The organism is Streptomyces sp. SD15, from assembly GCF_054462255.1.
On the sequence record NZ_JBTLMO010000004.1, the window covers coordinates 189,390 to 206,131 of the forward strand.

The window sequence follows — 16,742 nt, forward strand, 5'->3', positions numbered from 1 at the left end:
TCAGTCTCCTTACGTCGCCGTGACCACTGCGGAAGTTTGCCCCGTTTGTCAGGCACATCACGGGAGCAACCGGGACACGCTTGTGAACGCGTTCACATTCACAAGCAATTATGACGCATAGCCGTTCGAGACTGGAGGGGAGGGGGCCCTAAGACCGAACCGACCGGCCCTCCACGCAAACGGGCCGGTCGGAACCTTCGCGAGCGAGGACTAGTGCCCCCCGTGGAACGCCTCCGTCGTCTTCAGCAAGATGTCGTTCGCCTCGGTCTCGCCGATCGTCACGCGAACCCCCTCCCCGGCAAACGGCCGCACAACGACCCCCGCCTGCTCGCACACGGCGGCGAAGTCGAGCGTGCGCTCCCCCAGCCGGAGCCACACGAAGTTGGCCTGCGTCTCGGGCACCGTCCAGCCCTGGCCGCGCAACGCCTCGACCACGCGGACGCGCTCGGACACCAGCGAACCGACCCGGCCGAGCAGCTCGTCCTCGGCCCGCAGACTGGCCACCGCGGCGTCCTGGGCCAGCTGGCTCACGCCGAAGGGCACCGCCGTCTTGCGCAGCGCCGCCGCCACCGGCTCGTGGGCGATCGCGAAGCCGACCCGGAGGCCGGCCAGCCCGTAGGCCTTGGAGAAAGTGCGCAGCACACAGACGTTGGGCCGGTCACGGTAGATCGAGACGCCGTCCGGCACCTCGAGGTCGCGGTTGAACTCGCGGTACGCCTCGTCCAGGACCACCAGGACGTCGCTGGGCACGCGGTCGAGGAACCGCTCGAGCTCGGCCCGGCGCACCACGGTGCCGGTCGGGTTGTTCGGGTTGCAGACGAAGATCAGCCGCGTTCTGTCGGTGATCGCGTCGGCCATGGCGTCCAGGTCGTGCACGTCGCCCGGCGTCAGCGGCACCTGCACCGAGGTCGCCCCGCTGATCTGGGTGATGATCGGGTACGCCTCGAAGGACCGCCAGGCGTAGATGACCTCGTCGCCCGGACCACTGGTCGCCTGCAGCAGCTGCTGGGCGACCCCGACGGAGCCGGTGCCGGTCGCCAGGTGCGACAGGGGGACCCCGAAGCGGTCCGACAACTCGTTCATCAGGCCCGTGCACGCCATGTCCGGGTAGCGATTGAACGACCCGGTCGCGGAGGTCACGCTGTCGATCACGCCCGGCAGCGGCGGGTAGGGGTTCTCGTTGGAGGACAGCTTGTACGCCACCGCGCCGGCCGCGGCAGGCTTACCCGGCTTGTAGGTGGGGATACCCTCCAGCTCGGCACGCAGCTTGGGGCTCGTCTCGCTCACCGCAGTCCTCCTCGTCGACCATCAATACTTCTCACCTTATGAGGATTCGGCACGCCTGCGTGCGGCCGCGCAGGCATCCACGCAACGACAGAGCGGCCATCCACGTACGGCCGAGCAGGCATCCACGCACGAAGGCGTACGAAATGGGGGGCGCGCCATCCGTAACCTCACGCGCCGGTGGCTCACGCCGTAGCGCGCATCGCTCGTGAAGGTGAGTTGAGACCTCTTCGAAACATGGCTCACTTGGCAGGCCCATGCGCGTCGACAAGTCACGTCCTGCCATTGGATCGTTCAACTTCCTTTGTTTCCAAGGCACTTACCTGGCCTTGACCATGCAGAAACGTGCCTGTCAACGAGTGCATATGCGTCCGCACTACCCCACCGCATGAGCCCTACTATCGGCTCGCCATGACAGCAGCAGGGAAGCACCAGGTGAGCCGGGCGGAGACCTCCCGCCGAGGCGGTCGACCGGGCCGGGCGGGTATCAGAGACGTGGCCGCGGCCGCAGGGGTCTCGATCACGACCGTGTCCGATGCCCTCAACGGGAAGGGCCGGCTCCCGGACGCCACCCGACGCCACGTCCGCGAGGTCGCCGACCGGCTGGGCTACCGCCCGTCGGCCGCGGCCCGAACCCTCCGTACCGGCAAGTCGGGCCTCATCGGCCTGACCGTGACGACATACGGGGATGAACCTTTCACCTTCACGGAGTTCGCGTACTTCGCGGAGATGGCCAGAGCCGCCACCTCGGCCGCGCTCGCCCGGGGCTACGCCCTGGTCATCCTCCCCGCGACCTCGCGCCACGACGTGTGGTCGAACGTCGCCCTGGACGGAACCGTGGTCATCGACCCGTCCGACCAGGATCCGGTCGTCAGCGAGCTGGTCCGGCAGGGTTTACCGGTCGTCTCCGACGGCCGCCCGGCGGGATCACTCCCGGTCACCGCCTGGGTGGACAACGACCACGAGGCCGCCGTACTGGGCATCCTCGACCACCTGGCCGACGCCGGCGCCCGCCGGATCGGCCTTCTCACCGGCACCTCCACGGACACGTACACCCATCTCTCCACCACCGCGTACCTGCACTGGTGCGAGCGGGTCGGACAGGATCCGGTGTACGAGGCCTACCCCGCCCACGACCCGTGCGCGGGCGCCGTCGCCGCGGACCGGCTGCTGGCCCGGCCCGACCGGCCCGACGCCGTCTACGGCCTCTTCGACCCGAACGGCACCGACCTCCTGGCCGCGGCCCGGCGCTACGGCCTGCGCGTACCGGACGACCTGCTGCTGGTCTGCTGCAGCGAGTCCACCGTCTACGCCAGCACCGAACCGCCCATCACCACGCTCTCGCTCAAACCGCGCCGGATCGGCACGGCCGTGATCCAGCTCCTCATCGACGCCATTGAAGGGGTTGAATCGGACAAGCCGGTCGAACAGGTGATACCGACGGAACTGATCGTGCGGACGTCCTCCGAGCGTCGTCCACCTCGGACGACGGTCAGTCCACCTCGGTCGCCCGAGAAGGGGTAGCTCGGCCTCCGTCGAGGTTGACGTCCGGAAGACTTGCGGCGGGGCATCCACCAGGGAAAGCTCCGCCCAATTCGGGCGAAAACCGCGATGAACTGGGCTCCTGCTCCGATTCACCACCCCTGGGTCACCACATGGCGCGATCCGCATTCCTATGATGGGCCCACGACACCGCGGGCCGCTGCGACCAGGCAGTCCGATCCGGTGCAGATGCGGCGCGATGGTGGTGGAGGGGTCGATGACTCAGGGGGCCGGTCAGGGACCCGAGGCGGTGCGGACGGCGACGTTGCGCGACTTCCGGGTGCCCGCGTACGTCCACGAGACCGGTCCGTACGCGCAGAACACGCCTCCCGACGCGGGTAACAGACCCGCCGAGGAGCCCGAGGGGTATACGCCCACGCGGCGCGATCTGCCCGTGATCAACCGGGGCGACACGGTTCAGGTCGTCATCGACCCCGAATCCGTACCGGCCCCGCAGCCGGCCGCCGGGCCGGGCCCGCTGTACGTCGTCGGCGACGTCCACGGCTATCTCGACGAGCTGGTCGCCGCGCTCCAGGAGCAGGGCCTCATCGACGCCGCGGGAAGCTGGTCCGCCGGGACCGCGCGCCTGTGGTTCCTCGGCGACTTCACCGACCGCGGCCCGGACGGCATCGGTGTGATCGACCTCGTGATGCGGCTGTCCGCCGAGGCGGCCGCGGTCGGCGGTTACTGCAAGGCGCTCATGGGCAACCACGAGCTGCTGCTGCTCGGCGCCAGGCGGTTCGGCGACACGCCCGTCAACTCCGGAGCGGGCACCGCCACCTTCCAGGCCGCCTGGCTGCTCAACGGCGGCCAGAAGACCGACATGGACCGCCTCCAGGACCACCACTTGCAGTGGATGGCCCGCCTCGACGCGATGGAACAGGTCGACGGGCACCTGCTGGTGCACTCCGACACCACGGCCTATCTGGACTACGGCGACTCCATCGAAGCGGTCAACGACACCGTCCGCGAGACCCTCACACGCAACGACGCGGACGAGTGCTGGGACCTCTTCAGGAAGTTCACCAAGCGCTTCGCCTTCCGCGACGACGGCGGCGCCGAAGCCGTGCTCTCCCTGCTGGACACGTACGGCGGCACGCGCATCGTCCATGGTCACAGCCCCATTCCCTACCTCCTCGGCGAGGTCGGCTCGGAGGACGGCGAGGACAGCGCGGGGCCGGTGGTCGACGGACCGCATCTGTACGCCGACGGGCTGGCCATCGCGATGGACGGCGGAGTGACCATGGCCGGAAAGCTGCTGGTACGGCAACTGCCGCTGGATAGCTGAGGGTTCTCCGGGCAGGCGTCCCCCACGAAGGACTGCGCCGACGGGGGGCCAATTTCTGCAAACCCCCTGTCATGGCGTGCCGTCACCGCTCTACCATCGGTTTATCCGTAGCAGGCTCCCCTCCGTTTCTGCCCAACGGCTCGTCAGCGTGCGAGCCATCAGCCCTACGGAGCATCGGGGGATGCACATGAACAGCGTTCCGCAGCACCTGCTGAGCGAGGACCGCCAGGAATACGAGCGGATCCTCGGCGAGGCGCTGCGCTCCGCCCCACACCGCCCGGAACTCGCCGCTGTCGGCCAGCGGCTCAACCCCGAACAGCTACGCACCATGGCGCTCAACGCCACCGCGCTCATCACGGCGGCCGCGGCGACCGAGTACGCGCACTATGTGAAGGTCCGCGAGGAACTGCGCCAGCCGACGCCGTCCACCCCGACCGTGAGTGAAGAAGCCGGCTCCACGGAGTCGGGCACGACCGCGATGGGGCTCGCCACCACCATGGGGGAGGTTGCCGAGACCGCCGGAGCGGGCGTCATGGCCGTCGTCGCGGTGCTCGCCCCCGTCCTCGCCGGGACAGCCGCGGCGATCTTCCTGATCGTCGGTTACATCCTGAAGATGCTCGACCCCGAGCCGACGTTGGCCAAGACCCTCCTGACCACCGGCTGGGTCTTCGGCGCGGTCGCGGCGGCCGCGACGCTGGCCGCCGCGGTCGGGCTGCTGCTCACCGCGCTGCGCGACGGCTCGTCCTCGCTCCAGGCCGGAGCACACGGCGAGCGGAACGCGGAGGTGGCCCGGGCCAGGGAAGCCTGGCGCAAGGCCCTGCTGGAGCGCGGCATCATGCCGTTCCTCCGGGAGGCACTCGCCGATCCGGGTACGGCGGCACTGGGTCGTCCGTCCCCGGCGCCGACCACCGGCCGCATGCCGCACCTCGGCTACAACCGGCCGGGGTTCAGCAGCCCCGAGGGCGGACCCGCGGCGGGCCCGCGCCCGAGCTTCACCAGCCCGGACTTCACGAGCCCGGACTTCGGAGGACCCGAGCACCAGCCGGAGTGACACCCGCCGGGCCCACACCGGAGCGACGGCTCAGCGAACACTGGGACGACAGGCTCTGCGGACACCGCGGTGACGGGAAGGACCGGGCCCGCGCTGACGCAGCGCGGGCCCTGCTCCGTGCGCGGCATACGCTCGTACGCTCCTCGGCGAGCGGGCTCAGACGATGCCCAGCCGCCGGGCCGCGGTCATCCAAGCCGGGAACTGTGAGAGCAGCCGGTCGTACAGCTCCGGGTCCGGGACACGACTGATGTCGTCCACGGCGAAGAACCCGACGTTGTCGACGCGTCGTCCCGGCAGGGTGTCGAACCGCTCCAGCACCCCGTAGTTGGACCGTCCCAGACCCACGAACTGCCAGAAGATCGGCTCATCCACCGCTTCCAGCAACTCCTGCTCGATCTCCTTGTTGCGGTAGACACCTCCGTCGGAGAAGAACAGCACCAGCGTGGGGTCGGCGGCCGGATGCTCACGAACATACGAGCGAACCTCCGCGATCGCCTTCTGCTCCTCGTTCTGGATACCGACCGCCCGCATGTCCACCTGCCCCGGCAGCAGGCCCTTCCGCGGCTTCTTGCGCCGGAACAGGCTCAGCTCGCCGATCCGGACATGGAGTTCGAGCCACTCGGGCAACTCGCCCAGCCTCAGATCCGGCAGCCGGGCCGCGTGGGAGGCGAATGTCCACGCCTGCATCACACCGTCGTCGTCCAACTGCGCGGCCACCGCGGCCATCCGCTCCACCACGTCGGCCACGACGCCCTTCGAGTACAGGAAGGACATGGAACCGGAGGCATCGAGGATCAGCACGACACGCGCCGTGACGCCCGCGGCACCGTGCTTCCGCAGACTGACGGCCACCTGCTCCTTGCGCAGGGAGAGCCGCTTGCGCATATCGACGGGCAGCTGCTCCTCGCCCTTGCTGAGGCGTGCCGCGGAGGGTGTTGCCGTGGGTGGGGTTGCGGTGGGGCCCCAGGATGCGGCGGACCCGGGTGTTGCCGCCGGCGTCGGGGGCGTTGGGGGCATCGGCGGGATCTGCGAGGTGGGCCCGGGGATCCCTGGCGTAACCGCGGCCGAAGCCGCCGGAGGGGCCGCGGGGTGGACCGGCGACGCACCCACGGACGCCTCCTCATCGACGCTGATGCCGAAGTCGGTTGCCAGGCCCGCGAGTCCGGACGCATACCCCTGTCCCACGGCACGGAACTTCCACTGACCGCCGCGCAGATACAGCTCACCCCCGATGAACGCCGTCTCCGTCGTGGCCTCCATCTCGAAGCGCGCGAACTCCTGCTGCGTTCCGGCGTCGAACAGCCGCAGCGTCAGTCCGGACAGCTCACCGAAGGTGCCACCGTCGGCCGAAGCGCACAGAACGACCCGCTCGATCTCCGTTTCCAGGGCGCGCAGGTCCACTTCGACCGTGTCCGTCGTGGCATCGCCATCCTGCCGCTTACCGAGATGGCGTACGGCGCGGGAGGCATGCTGCGGCTGGTTGTAGAAGACGAAGTCGCCGTCGTCCCGCACCCGTCCCCCCACGCCGAGCAGCAGCGCCGAGGCGTCCGCGTCCGGCGCACCGGCTCCTCCTCTCCAGCTGAGCACGGCCTGCAGTGCCCCAGCAGTGACGGGAAGATTGGCGCCCTTGCTCATGGCTGTCGATGTCATGCGCCCAGTCTGCCGAGAGAACGCGGCCACGGAGCCGTTCGATGCACATACATCCCGCTTCGAACGGCCCACGGACACACTCACCACATACCTGCGCTTCAATCCGCCAACGGCAGATGGACCTGGTTGCCTGCGGCGGCGAACTTCTTGGACTTCTGCGCCATACCCTCCTTGATCTCCGCCTTGGTGCCTCCGTATTCACGGCGGATGTCCTGCGAGATCTTCGTGCTGGAAAATCGCGCCCCTGAGTTGGCCCGGCCAGAGCAGACTCAGCATCCAAGCAAAGCCAGCCCCGGGCACAAACGATATGCCGGACCCGAAAACCGTCTGCCGAAACGCTGGGGGGCGCGGTAGCGTCCGCGTTCCTGATCACACCCACTGGGGGGACAGATGCTCACCGTTGCGGAACGAATCAAGGGGCTCACTCCTCAAATGAGACAGCAAAGGATTCAGCTTTGGTTGAGGCCGACGCACGCCCCCTGACCACGGAACAGTTAAAGCCCCTTGCCTTCCAAGAGAAGGTGTTTGACTCCATTTGATCAAAAAGCAGGTCGAGCGGCTGAGGAATGCCCAACGAAAATAAACTACGGCGGTGCTTCCTGGCCGACTGCCCCAAGGAGCACCGCCGTTCCAGCATTCAGTCTGCCAGCGGCAGGTAGACCCTGTTCCCGCTCGCCGCGAACTCCTTCGACTTCTGGAGCATCCCCTCGGCTACCTCATCCGCCGTCGCCCCAGCAGCCGCCGTACCACCGAACCGCTCCGTGATGCTTTGGCTAATCTTCATGCTGCAGAACTTCGGGCCGCACATGGAGCAGAAGTGCGCCGTCTTGGCGGGCACGGCCGGCAGGGTCTCGTCGTGGAACTCCCGTGCCGTGTCCGGGTCAAGGGCCAGGTTGAACTGGTCCTCCCACCGGAATTCGAAGCGAGCGTCGGACAGCGCGTCGTCCCATTCCTGCGCACCTGGGTGCCCCTTGGCGAGGTCGGCTGCGTGGGCGGCGATCTTGTAGGTGATGACGCCGGTCTTGACGTCGTCACGGTTGGGCAGGCCCAAGTGCTCCTTGGGCGTGACATAGCAGAGCATGGCCGTGCCCCACCAGGCGATCATCGCGGCACCGATGCCGGAGGTGATGTGGTCGTACGCCGGCGCGACGTCCGTCGTCAGCGGGCCGAGCGTATAGAACGGAGCTTCATCACAGATCTCCTGCTGAAGGTCGATGTTCTCTTTGATCTTGTGCATCGGGACATGTCCCGGGCCTTCGATCATCGTCTGTACATGAAAACGCTTCGCGATCGTGTTGAGTTCCCCGAGCGTCCTCAACTCCGCAAACTGAGCCGCGTCGTTGGCATCCGCGATCGACCCGGGTCGCAGCCCGTCGCCCAGCGAGTACGTGACGTCGTAGGCGGCGAGGATCTCGCAGAGCTCCTCGAAGTTCGCGTACAAGAACGATTCCTTGTGGTGCGCCAAGCACCAGGCCGCCATGATCGAGCCGCCGCGCGAGACGATGCCGGTCTTGCGGTTCGCGGTGAGCGGCACGTACGGCAGACGTACACCCGCATGGACGGTCATGTAGTCCACGCCCTGCTCGGCCTGCTCGATGACGGTGTCCTTGTAGATGTCCCAGGTCAGCTCCTCGGCGTGGCCGTCGACTTTCTCCAGGGCCTGATAGAGCGGCACCGTGCCGATAGGGACAGGGGAGTTGCGCAGGACCCATTCACGCGTGGTGTGGATGTTGCGGCCGGTGGACAGGTCCATGACCGTGTCGGCGCCCCAGCGGGTTGCCCAGGTCATTTTCTCGACCTCTTCCTCGATGGAGGAGGTGACGGCGGAGTTGCCGATGTTGGCGTTGACCTTCACCAGGAACCGCTTGCCGATGATCATCGGCTCGATCTCCGGGTGATTGACGTTCGCGGGCAGTACCGCGCGGCCGGCGGCGATCTCCTCACGGACGATTTCAGGGTCGACGTTCTCGCGGATCGCCACGAACTCCATCTCGGGCGTGATCTCGCCGCGGCGAGCGTATGCGAGCTGTGTGACCGCCTCTCCGGGACGGCCGCGGCGCGGCTGGCGCGGCCGCCCCGGGAAGACTGCGTCGAGATTGCGCAAGCCCCCGCGCGGCGAGGTGTGCTTGATCCCGTCGTCCTCGGGACGGACGGGACGACCCGCGTACTCCGCGGTGTCACCGCGGGCGGTGATCCAGTTCTCGCGCAGTGGCGCCAGGCCCCTGCGTACGTCGGTGTCGGTGGTCGGGTCGGTGTACGGACCGGAGGTGTCGTACAGCGTGACGGACTGCCCGTTGGTGAGGTGCACCTGACGGACCGGCACTCGTAGGTCGGGGCGCGAACCCCCGACGTATGCCTTGTGCCAGCCGATGGACTTCCCGGCCTCCTTCGGCTGTTCGCCCTGGCTGGAGGCAGGCGTGCGTACGTCCTTGTTGGTCATGAGACCTACTCCCTACGCCGGCATTACCCGGTAACAGGTTCAGCGGTCGACGCAGCGGCTTCCGTCTGCCGATGTTTCATGTGAAACATCGCTAAGACGAAGGTCAGCGCCCTCTCAGCCCGGTGCTCCGAGCTCCCGCGTGTGCAAAGGTGCCTCCACGCTAGCGTCATATCTGGCGCGGTGAACAGAGGGCCCTCGCCGTTCTTGCGATGATCGGTAGGTGACCACATCGCAGAAGCCCTCGTTCCCACCGCCCGACCCGCCGCGCCGACCCGGCTCCGGTGACGGCCATGGACATGGCTCCGGTGGCGGCCACGGGCATGGACCGGACGGCGACCGTGGCCCCGGGCCCGGAGACGGGCACGGCCCCGGAGACGGGCACGGATCGGGTGGCGGGCACGGATCGGGTGGCGGGCACGGATCGGGCCACTCTCACAGTCACAGCCATGGCCCCGCCGCGCCCGTCTCCAAGCACCTGCGCAAGGTCATCGCCGCGGTGCTGATCCCCTTCGCCGCCGCGGTCTTTGTGGGTCTCCTGGTGCTCTGGCCCGGTGGTGCCCCGTCCCACGAGCGCACCGGCGTCGGCTTCGACCGGCAGACCCAGCAGGCCACGGTCACCAAGGTCGACAAGGTGGACTGCAAGTCCGTCAACGCGTCGGGGGAGACCCCGACCGGCGACACCTCCACCGCCGAAGGCTCCTCCGCCCAGCAGCAGGCGACGGGCGACTGCAAAAAGGCGACGATCCGGGTCGACACCGGCAAGGACAAGGGCCGTACATTCACCGAGATCGTCCAGCCCGACCAGTCACGGCAGTTGCACCAAGGCCAGAAGGTCGTGGTCGCATACGAACCCTCCGCGCCCAAGGATCTTCAGTACTCGGTCAGCGACGTGAACCGGAAGTTCCCCCTGGCGCTGCTCGCCGGGATCTTCGCCGTGGTCACCGTGGTGGTGGGCCGGATGCGCGGCGTCATGGCGCTGATCGCGCTGGCCGTCAGCTTCCTCATCCTGACGTTCTTCATCCTGCCCGCGATCCTGCAAGGCTCGGATCCACTGATCGTGGCGATTGTCGGGGCCAGCGCCATCATGCTGATCGCGCTGTACATGTGCCATGGCCTCTCGGCCCGCACGTCAGTGGCGGTGATCGGCACACTGCTCTCGCTGGTGCTGATCGGCGTACTCGGCTCCGTGTTCATCGGCTGGGCCGCGCTGACCGGCAACACGGACGACAACACTGGACTGATCCACGGCTTGTACCCGTCCATCGACATGAGCGGTCTACTGCTCGCCGGCGTCATCATCGGTTCGCTCGGTGTCCTCGACGATGTGACGGTGACACAGACGTCCGCGGTCTGGGAGTTGCACGAGGCCAATCCGACGATGGGCTGGCGCGGTCTGTACCGCGCGGGCATTCGGATCGGCCGCGACCACATCGCGTCGGTCGTCAACACGCTCGTCCTGGCATACGCCGGCGCCGCGCTGCCGCTGCTGCTGCTCTTCTCGATCGCGCAGAGCAGTGTGGGCGCAGTCGCCAACAGCGAACTGGTCGCCGAGGAGATCGTGCGCACCCTGATCGGCTCGATCGGTCTCGTCGCCTCAGTGCCGGTGACCACCGCGCTGGCCGCCCTGGTGGTCTCGGCGGACCGGCCAGGGGGTCCTGCCACCCCCGTGGAGCCCGCCGGGAGCAGGACTCCGGTGCGTGGCGGGAGGGGTCGCCGCCGCAAGCGCTGAAGCCTCCCGGACCGCCTCACTTGTGAGGAAGCGTTACTCCACTTGGGGGTGCCGGAGCGCTGTCAGCCCGCGCTCTGCTCCTCCGCAAGGATCCGGTCCAACGCCTCGTCGAGGTGGGCGTCGAAGTCGGCCAGGGAACGCTCCTGCCCCAATGGCACCAGCTTGTCCGTGCGGTCGAGGAATGCCACGAGCGGCGCCGCCCCGGACCGGAACAGCGCGTGGTCGCCGCCCACCTGAAGCCGGATCAGCACCTCACCGAAGGCGTCCGGATCGGCGGGCGCGATGTGCACATCGCCGTCGCCGCACGGCCGGCCCACGCCGTCGATCAGCAGCTCCCGCCCGAACGCCCAGGTCACGGGCGCATCTCCGGGCAAGTGGAAGGTCAGCCGCACCGCGTAGGGATCACAGGTCTCGTATCGCAGCTCCACCGGAATGCGGAAAGAGAGCTCCTCCGACACGAGGAAGCTCATCATGATCTCTGCCTGTACCGACTCGCGCATCGCCTACCCCGTCGTTTGCCGTCGACTGGCCAGGAATCATCCCCCTGACACTGCCGAAATCTTGCTCAACGTACACGCGAGATCACAAGGAGTGAGTTTTCAGATGCTGATAGAGATCGCGAGTGTCCCCAACAGCCTGCCGATCTCACCCTGTAGCTGCCGTGCAGCGGGTAGCAGTCGATCGGCCTGGTGAACAGGCAGAGAAATGGCCAAAGTCGCGGCAGTTGTGCCGGCCGTGAGGGGGAGAGCGGCGCAGACCGTGCCCAGCGCGTACTCCTGCCGCTCGATGACGGGCTCCATCCGCCCCGTACGCTCCAGGCGCCGCAGCAGACTGGCGTTGTCACGCACCGTGTACGGAGTGATCGACTGCACCGGATAGCGATCGAGGTGATCCCGGCGGGCCTTCTCGTCCAGTTGGGACAGCAGACACTGGCCGACCGCGTGGGCGTGGCCGGTCTCCCGGAAGTCGGCCCACTCCTCCACCGCCGGATTCCCCGGGGTATCAGCGACGCACATGACCTCGATCTCGCCGTCGCGGTAGACCGCGTAGTACACCGGCACACCGATCGAATCGCGCCACTGGGCGAGCGTTTCGCTCACCGTGCTGCGACGTTTCTGCTGGGCTCCGCTGCTGCTCAGCCGCTCGGCGGCCTCCCCCAGGAAGAACAGCCCTTTGTCACGGCGTAGATAGCCCTCGTGCACCAGCGTGCGCAGCAGATGGTAGGCCGTCGGCAGCGCGAGTCCGGCTTCCCGGGCGAGTTGCTTCGCAGGTGCCCCGTGCTCGCGTGCGGCGACGCCCTCCAGGAGCCGCATCGCCCGCTGCACGGAGCCGATCAAGGTCGTGGGAGGAGGCTCCGAGGGCGGGACCTCCAGGGGAGGAGTACGCGGTTCCGCAAGCGGGGTTCGTACCTCCGCAAGCGAGGTGCGTGGCTGTGCCGGGGGGGCACACGGCCCCGCGGAGGCATGGGATCGCTGGATGGGCGGAGCGGGTGATTCTGCGGGTGCGGTGTCAACCGTGGCCAAGGGGCACTCCCGAAGCGCGAGGGGGACCGCCCGTGCGGGGGAACACGGGAGGGAGCTGTGCGCTGCCCGCGGGGATCGCCCCCGCGTCGAATTCCGGACTTTAACGGCCTGCCACCGCTTACAGACGGCCTCGCCGGAAACTTCCCTCGGCCGAGGGAACCTCGAGTTCCCCTTTACCGACCTGCTCGTTACCAGGTGCTCCCCCGGCTGCGCCTCACCAATCGCTGCGCGACGACGAACTCGACGTGAACTTCCGTACTACGTAGATCAAACCGCCGACGAGCGCGACGAAGACCAGCACCTTGAAGAGCAGGCCGATCACGACAGTGAGCACACTGACTATCACGGTGCCGAACACGACCAGGGCGATGACCGGCACCGCGATCCACTTCACCCACCACGGCATCCCGTTGAAGATCTCTTGCATCTCCCTTGTCCTTGCCTCTCTTCGCCCGTCGCCCCAAGTCCAGGACTCTGATTCCGGGTTCTCTGATGTCCTGCACTCGATGCTAGAGCCGACAGGGCACCCGGCGGGGGCCCCGCACCCCTTGTCCTCCCCTGACCGTTCCCCTAGGGAACCCTGAGGCGGACGTCAGCTCTCGGGCGGAGAGAACACCACCACAACCCTCAGGTCCTCGGTGATGTGGTGGAACTTGTGGGCAACCCCCGCGGGTACGTACACGACGCTGCCGCGTGCCACCTGCGTGGTCTCCAGACCGACCGTGATCGCGGCCCGCCCGCTCACCACGAGGTACACCTCGTCCTGCTGGTGCGGCTTCTGTGAGTCCAGTTCGCCCGCATCGAGTGCGTACAGGCCGACCGACATGTTCCGCTCGCGCAGGAACTGCAGGTAAGCACCGTCGTTGGCGGCGCGTTCCGCCTCCAGTTCGTCCAGCCGAAATGCCTTCATCGCCCTTGTCCGCTCCCGTACTCCACAGGCTGTGTCCACAGCCTTGCTCACCAGTCGATCTCTTCTGTCACGATCAGACACATGAAGAATTTCGTAGTCAAGACGATCGCCAACGCGGGGGCCCTGGCCGTCGCCGTCTGGCTGCTCGACAAGATCACCCTGACGGGCGGCAGCACCGGCAAGAAGGTCGGCACTCTGCTGCTCGTCGCGCTGATCTTCGGGCTGGTGAACTTCCTGGTCAAGCCAGTCGTGAAGGTGCTGACCTTCCCGCTCTTCATCCTCACGCTCGGCCTGATCACCCTCGTGGTCAACGCCCTGATGCTGCTGCTCACTTCGTGGCTGGCCGACAAGCTCGACCTGAGTTTCCACGTGGAGGGCTTCTGGACCGCGGTCGTGGGCGGCCTGATCATCTCGATCGTCTCCTGGGCGCTCAACGTCGTCCTGCCCGACAGCAAGGACTGAGTGCTCGCGATGCCCTATCGCATCTGTTTCGTCTGCACCGGCAACATCTGCCGCTCCCCGATGGCCGAGTCCGTCTTCCGTGCCCGTATAGAAGGGGCCGGACTCGAAGGCCTGGTCGAAGTCGACAGCGCGGGCACGGGCGGCTGGCACGAGGGAGACGGCGCCGACGCGCGCACTGTCGCCGTGCTGGAGGCGGGCGGTTATGAGAGCAGCCATGCGGCTCGCCAGTTCCACGCCGCGTGGTTCTCCCGCCTCGACCTCGTCATCGCCCTCGACGCCGGCCATCTCAAGGCCCTGCGCCGTCTCGCGCCCACGCCCGAGGACGCGGAGAAGGTCCGGCTGCTGCGGTCGTACGACCCCGCCGCGGGCGACGATCTGGACGTCCCCGATCCGTATTACGGACCCGTGGACGGCTTCGAGGAGTGTCTTGAGATGGTGGAGGCGGCGAGCCCTGGACTGCTTGCCGCGGTAAAAGATCAAGTGAAGGGACGGGCGGCATGACGTCAGGGGATTTTGCGACGGACAGCGGCGACGGCACACGCGCGGTACGGGCTGGGCTGCCCGAACCCGTCAAGTACGAGCCGACGCTGCCGGGCCCGGTCTTCGCCGCGCACTTCCATCTGCCGGGCGAGCCGACCGGCCCATATACCTACGGCCGTGACGAGAACCCGACCTGGACACTCCTGGAGCGTGCCATCGGGGAGTTGGAGGCACCCGGACAGGGCGACGCCACGACGCTCGCCTTCCCCTCCGGCATGGCCGCCATCTCGGCAGTGCTCTTCTCCCAGCTGCGCGCGGGAGACATCGTGGTGCTGCCCAACGACGGCTACCAGGTGCTGCCGCTCGTGCGCGAACAGCTGACCGCGTACGGCATCGAGGTGCGCACCGCCCCGACCGGCGGCGACGCCCAGCTCGAGGTGCTCGACGGCGCGAAGCTGCTGTGGATCGAGACGCCGTCGAACCCCGGGCTCGACGTGTGCGACGTACGACGGCTTGTCGCGGCCGCCCATGCGCAGGGCACGCTCGTCGCCGTCGACAACACCCTGGCGACCCCTCTCGGGCAGCGCCCGCTGGAGCTGGGCGCCGACTTCTCCGTGGCCAGCGGCACCAAGATGCTCACCGGGCACGGCGATATCCTCCTCGGATACGTCACCGCACTCGATGCCTCTCTGATGACGTCCGTGCGGCGCTGGCGGAAAGTCGTCGGAGCGATCCCCGGCCCCATGGAGGCCTGGCTTGCCCACCGCTCCCTCGCCACACTCCAGCTGCGCGCCGACCGGCAGAACGCCAACGCCCTGACGATCGCCGAGGCACTCCGGGCTCGGCCCGAGGTGACCGGACTGCGCTATCCGGGACTGCCCGACGACCCCTCGCACAAGATCGCCTCGCAGCAGATGCGGCGCTTCGGATGCGTGGTGTCCTTCACGCTGCCCACGCGCGCGCATGCCGATCGTTTCCTCGACGCGCTGCGTCTGGTGGACGACGCGACGAGTTTCGGCGGGGTGCGGTCCACGGCCGAGCGGCGCGGCAGGTGGGGCGGCGACGCCGTGCCGGAAGGCTTCGTCCGCTTCTCGGCCGGTGCCGAGGATCCCGAGGACCTGGTGGCGGATGTGCTGCGCGCGCTCGACGAGTCCGCGGAGTGACCCCTTCCTGAGCGACCGGTAGGTGCGCTGTGACGCACATCCGGGCCACCGGTTTAGTACCTCGCTACGTACAACGGACGGTCCGAGCCTCCCCCCTCGTGGCTCGGACCGTCCCGGTTCTGCGCGCGAAGAACCGCGCGAACAAGGCTAGTTGACTCTGTGTCAGTGTCCAATCACAGTAGCGACAGAGACCTATCGACTTATTTATAGTTGGGGCTCTGCCGGGGCGGTTGGGAGGGGAGGTGCGCCATGGATTTAGCACTGCTGCGCACGTTTGTGACCGTGCACCGTGCCGGTTCCTTCACCCGTGCCGCCGCCCTGCTCGGTCTGTCCCAGCCTGCCGTCACGTCGCAGATCCGCACGCTGGAGCGACAGCTGGGGCGACCCCTCTTTCTGCGCCAGGCCCGCGGGGTGACCCCCACGACGATCGGCGACGAGCTCGCCCACAAGGCCGCACCGCATCTCGACGCCCTGGTGGAGATCGCCGAAACCGGACTCGAAGAGGACTCATCGCTGCGCACTCTGCACCTGGCCGGACCGCCGGAATTCACCGCCGAGCGGGCTCTGCCCGCGCTGGCAGAGCTGACGGGGGACGACGGCCAGGGTTTCGCGCTGCGCGCCTCCTTCGGGAACGCCGAGGAAACACTCGAGGGGCTCGCCGCCGGACATCATGATCTGGCCATCACCACGGCCCGTCCGCGCGGCGCCCTGCTCACCGCGACTCCACTCTGCGACGAGGAGCACGTCCTGGTCGCCGCCCCCCGCTGGGCTGCCCGTATCGGTCCCGGGAAGCTGCGCCGCAAGGGCTCGCACGCACTGGAGAACATCCCCGTCGTCGAGGTCCACGAGTCACTCCCACTCGTCGCCCGATACTGGTCGTCCGTCTTCGACTCCCGCCCTGCCACCGCGGGCACCGTCGTCGTCCCCGATCTCCGTGCGGTGCTCGCCTGCGCCGTCACGGGCGCGGGCCTCGCAGTGCTGCCCCGCTATCTGTGCGCCGCCGCCCTGGAGCGCGGCGACGTCGTGGCCCTCCTCGATCCCACGGTGCCTCCGCTGCGTACGTACTTCCTGGCGATCCGCACCGGCACACTCGCCATGCCACATATCGCGCGAGCGTATGACTGGCTGCTTCACGCCGCGGCCGATTGGTCCTGAGCCCCTCGTGGGGCCCTTCTGAGGCTCTCGGGGCTCCCCGATGTTTCACGTGGAACCAGGCGGGC

15 protein-coding genes are annotated in these 16,742 nt (G+C 67.9%); 8 read left to right on the top strand and 7 right to left on the bottom strand.

Features of this window, described 5'->3' with window-relative positions; all coding sequences use genetic code 11:
• Positions 1-210 precede the first annotated feature (210 nt).
• On the bottom strand, positions 211-1,287 hold the full coding sequence (hisC, locus tag ACX28W_RS05900) for a histidinol-phosphate transaminase (protein ID WP_458997673.1): 1,077 nt from the start codon (positions 1,285-1,287) through the stop codon (positions 211-213).
• Positions 1,288-1,695: 408 nt separating this feature from the next.
• Here hisC and ACX28W_RS05905 point away from each other — a divergent pair, with 408 nt between their 5' ends.
• The 3 genes from ACX28W_RS05905 (at position 1,696) to ACX28W_RS05915 (ending at position 5,165) form a co-directional block, all read left to right on the top strand.
• Positions 1,696-2,808, top strand: coding sequence for a LacI family DNA-binding transcriptional regulator (locus ACX28W_RS05905; protein WP_458997674.1), 1,113 nt, complete (start codon positions 1,696-1,698; stop codon positions 2,806-2,808).
• 235 nt (positions 2,809-3,043) lie between these two features.
• The gene (locus tag ACX28W_RS05910; protein ID WP_458997675.1) at positions 3,044-4,114 is read left to right on the top strand and encodes a metallophosphoesterase; all 1,071 of its coding nucleotides are present in this window, start codon (positions 3,044-3,046) and stop codon (positions 4,112-4,114) included.
• Between the two features lie 181 nt (positions 4,115-4,295).
• Positions 4,296-5,165 (top strand): hypothetical protein, encoded by an 870-nt coding sequence (locus tag ACX28W_RS05915; protein WP_458997676.1) that lies wholly within the window; start codon positions 4,296-4,298, stop codon positions 5,163-5,165.
• Positions 5,166-5,321: 156 nt separating this feature from the next.
• Here ACX28W_RS05915 and ACX28W_RS05920 read toward each other — a convergent pair whose 3' ends face one another.
• Positions 5,322-6,815 (bottom strand): VWA domain-containing protein, encoded by a 1,494-nt coding sequence (locus ACX28W_RS05920; protein ID WP_458997677.1) that lies wholly within the window; start codon positions 6,813-6,815, stop codon positions 5,322-5,324.
• Positions 6,816-7,452: 637 nt separating this feature from the next.
• Entirely contained in the window at positions 7,453-9,255 is a 1,803-nt protein-coding gene (gene thiC / locus ACX28W_RS05925; protein WP_458997678.1) for a phosphomethylpyrimidine synthase ThiC, read from the bottom strand.
• A 220-nt stretch (positions 9,256-9,475) separates the two neighbouring features.
• On the opposite strand from thiC, the gene ACX28W_RS05930 reads away from it, so the two are divergent.
• Positions 9,476-10,984, top strand: coding sequence for a YibE/F family protein (locus tag ACX28W_RS05930; RefSeq protein WP_458997679.1), 1,509 nt, complete (start codon positions 9,476-9,478; stop codon positions 10,982-10,984).
• 62 nt (positions 10,985-11,046) lie between these two features.
• Here the strand turns inward: ACX28W_RS05930 and ACX28W_RS05935 are convergent, their stop codons facing one another.
• The 4 genes from ACX28W_RS05935 to ACX28W_RS05950 all read right to left on the bottom strand — a co-directional run bounded on the left by ACX28W_RS05935 (position 11,047) and on the right by ACX28W_RS05950 (position 13,417).
• Positions 11,047-11,484: an SsgA family sporulation/cell division regulator gene (locus ACX28W_RS05935; protein ID WP_458997680.1), complete on the bottom strand. Its 438-nt coding sequence runs from the start codon at positions 11,482-11,484 to the stop codon at positions 11,047-11,049.
• 99 nt (positions 11,485-11,583) lie between these two features.
• Positions 11,584-12,357: an IclR family transcriptional regulator gene (locus ACX28W_RS05940; RefSeq protein WP_458997766.1), complete on the bottom strand. Its 774-nt coding sequence runs from the start codon at positions 12,355-12,357 to the stop codon at positions 11,584-11,586.
• Between the two features lie 364 nt (positions 12,358-12,721).
• Positions 12,722-12,934 (bottom strand): DUF5326 family protein, encoded by a 213-nt coding sequence (locus ACX28W_RS05945; protein ID WP_362071355.1) that lies wholly within the window; start codon positions 12,932-12,934, stop codon positions 12,722-12,724.
• Positions 12,935-13,099: 165 nt separating this feature from the next.
• The gene (locus ACX28W_RS05950) at positions 13,100-13,417 is read right to left on the bottom strand and encodes a cupin domain-containing protein (protein WP_362071353.1); all 318 of its coding nucleotides are present in this window, start codon (positions 13,415-13,417) and stop codon (positions 13,100-13,102) included.
• A gap of 81 nt (positions 13,418-13,498) precedes the next feature.
• Between ACX28W_RS05950 and ACX28W_RS05955 the strand changes: the two genes are divergently transcribed.
• From ACX28W_RS05955 to ACX28W_RS05970, 4 genes are all read left to right on the top strand, one after another.
• The gene (locus tag ACX28W_RS05955; protein WP_458997681.1) at positions 13,499-13,879 is read left to right on the top strand and encodes a phage holin family protein; all 381 of its coding nucleotides are present in this window, start codon (positions 13,499-13,501) and stop codon (positions 13,877-13,879) included.
• Positions 13,880-13,888: 9 nt separating this feature from the next.
• Positions 13,889-14,380, top strand: a complete 492-nt coding sequence (locus tag ACX28W_RS05960) for a low molecular weight protein-tyrosine-phosphatase (protein ID WP_458997682.1) — start codon at positions 13,889-13,891, stop codon at positions 14,378-14,380.
• Entirely contained in the window at positions 14,377-15,522 is a 1,146-nt protein-coding gene (locus tag ACX28W_RS05965; RefSeq protein ID WP_458997683.1) for a cystathionine gamma-lyase, read from the top strand. Before ACX28W_RS05960 ends, ACX28W_RS05965 begins: the two co-directional genes overlap by 4 nt.
• 249 nt (positions 15,523-15,771) lie before the next feature.
• Complete coding sequence (locus ACX28W_RS05970; RefSeq protein WP_458997684.1) at positions 15,772-16,677, top strand: LysR family transcriptional regulator; 906 nt, start codon at positions 15,772-15,774, stop codon at positions 16,675-16,677.
• Positions 16,678-16,742: the final 65 nt, after the last annotated feature.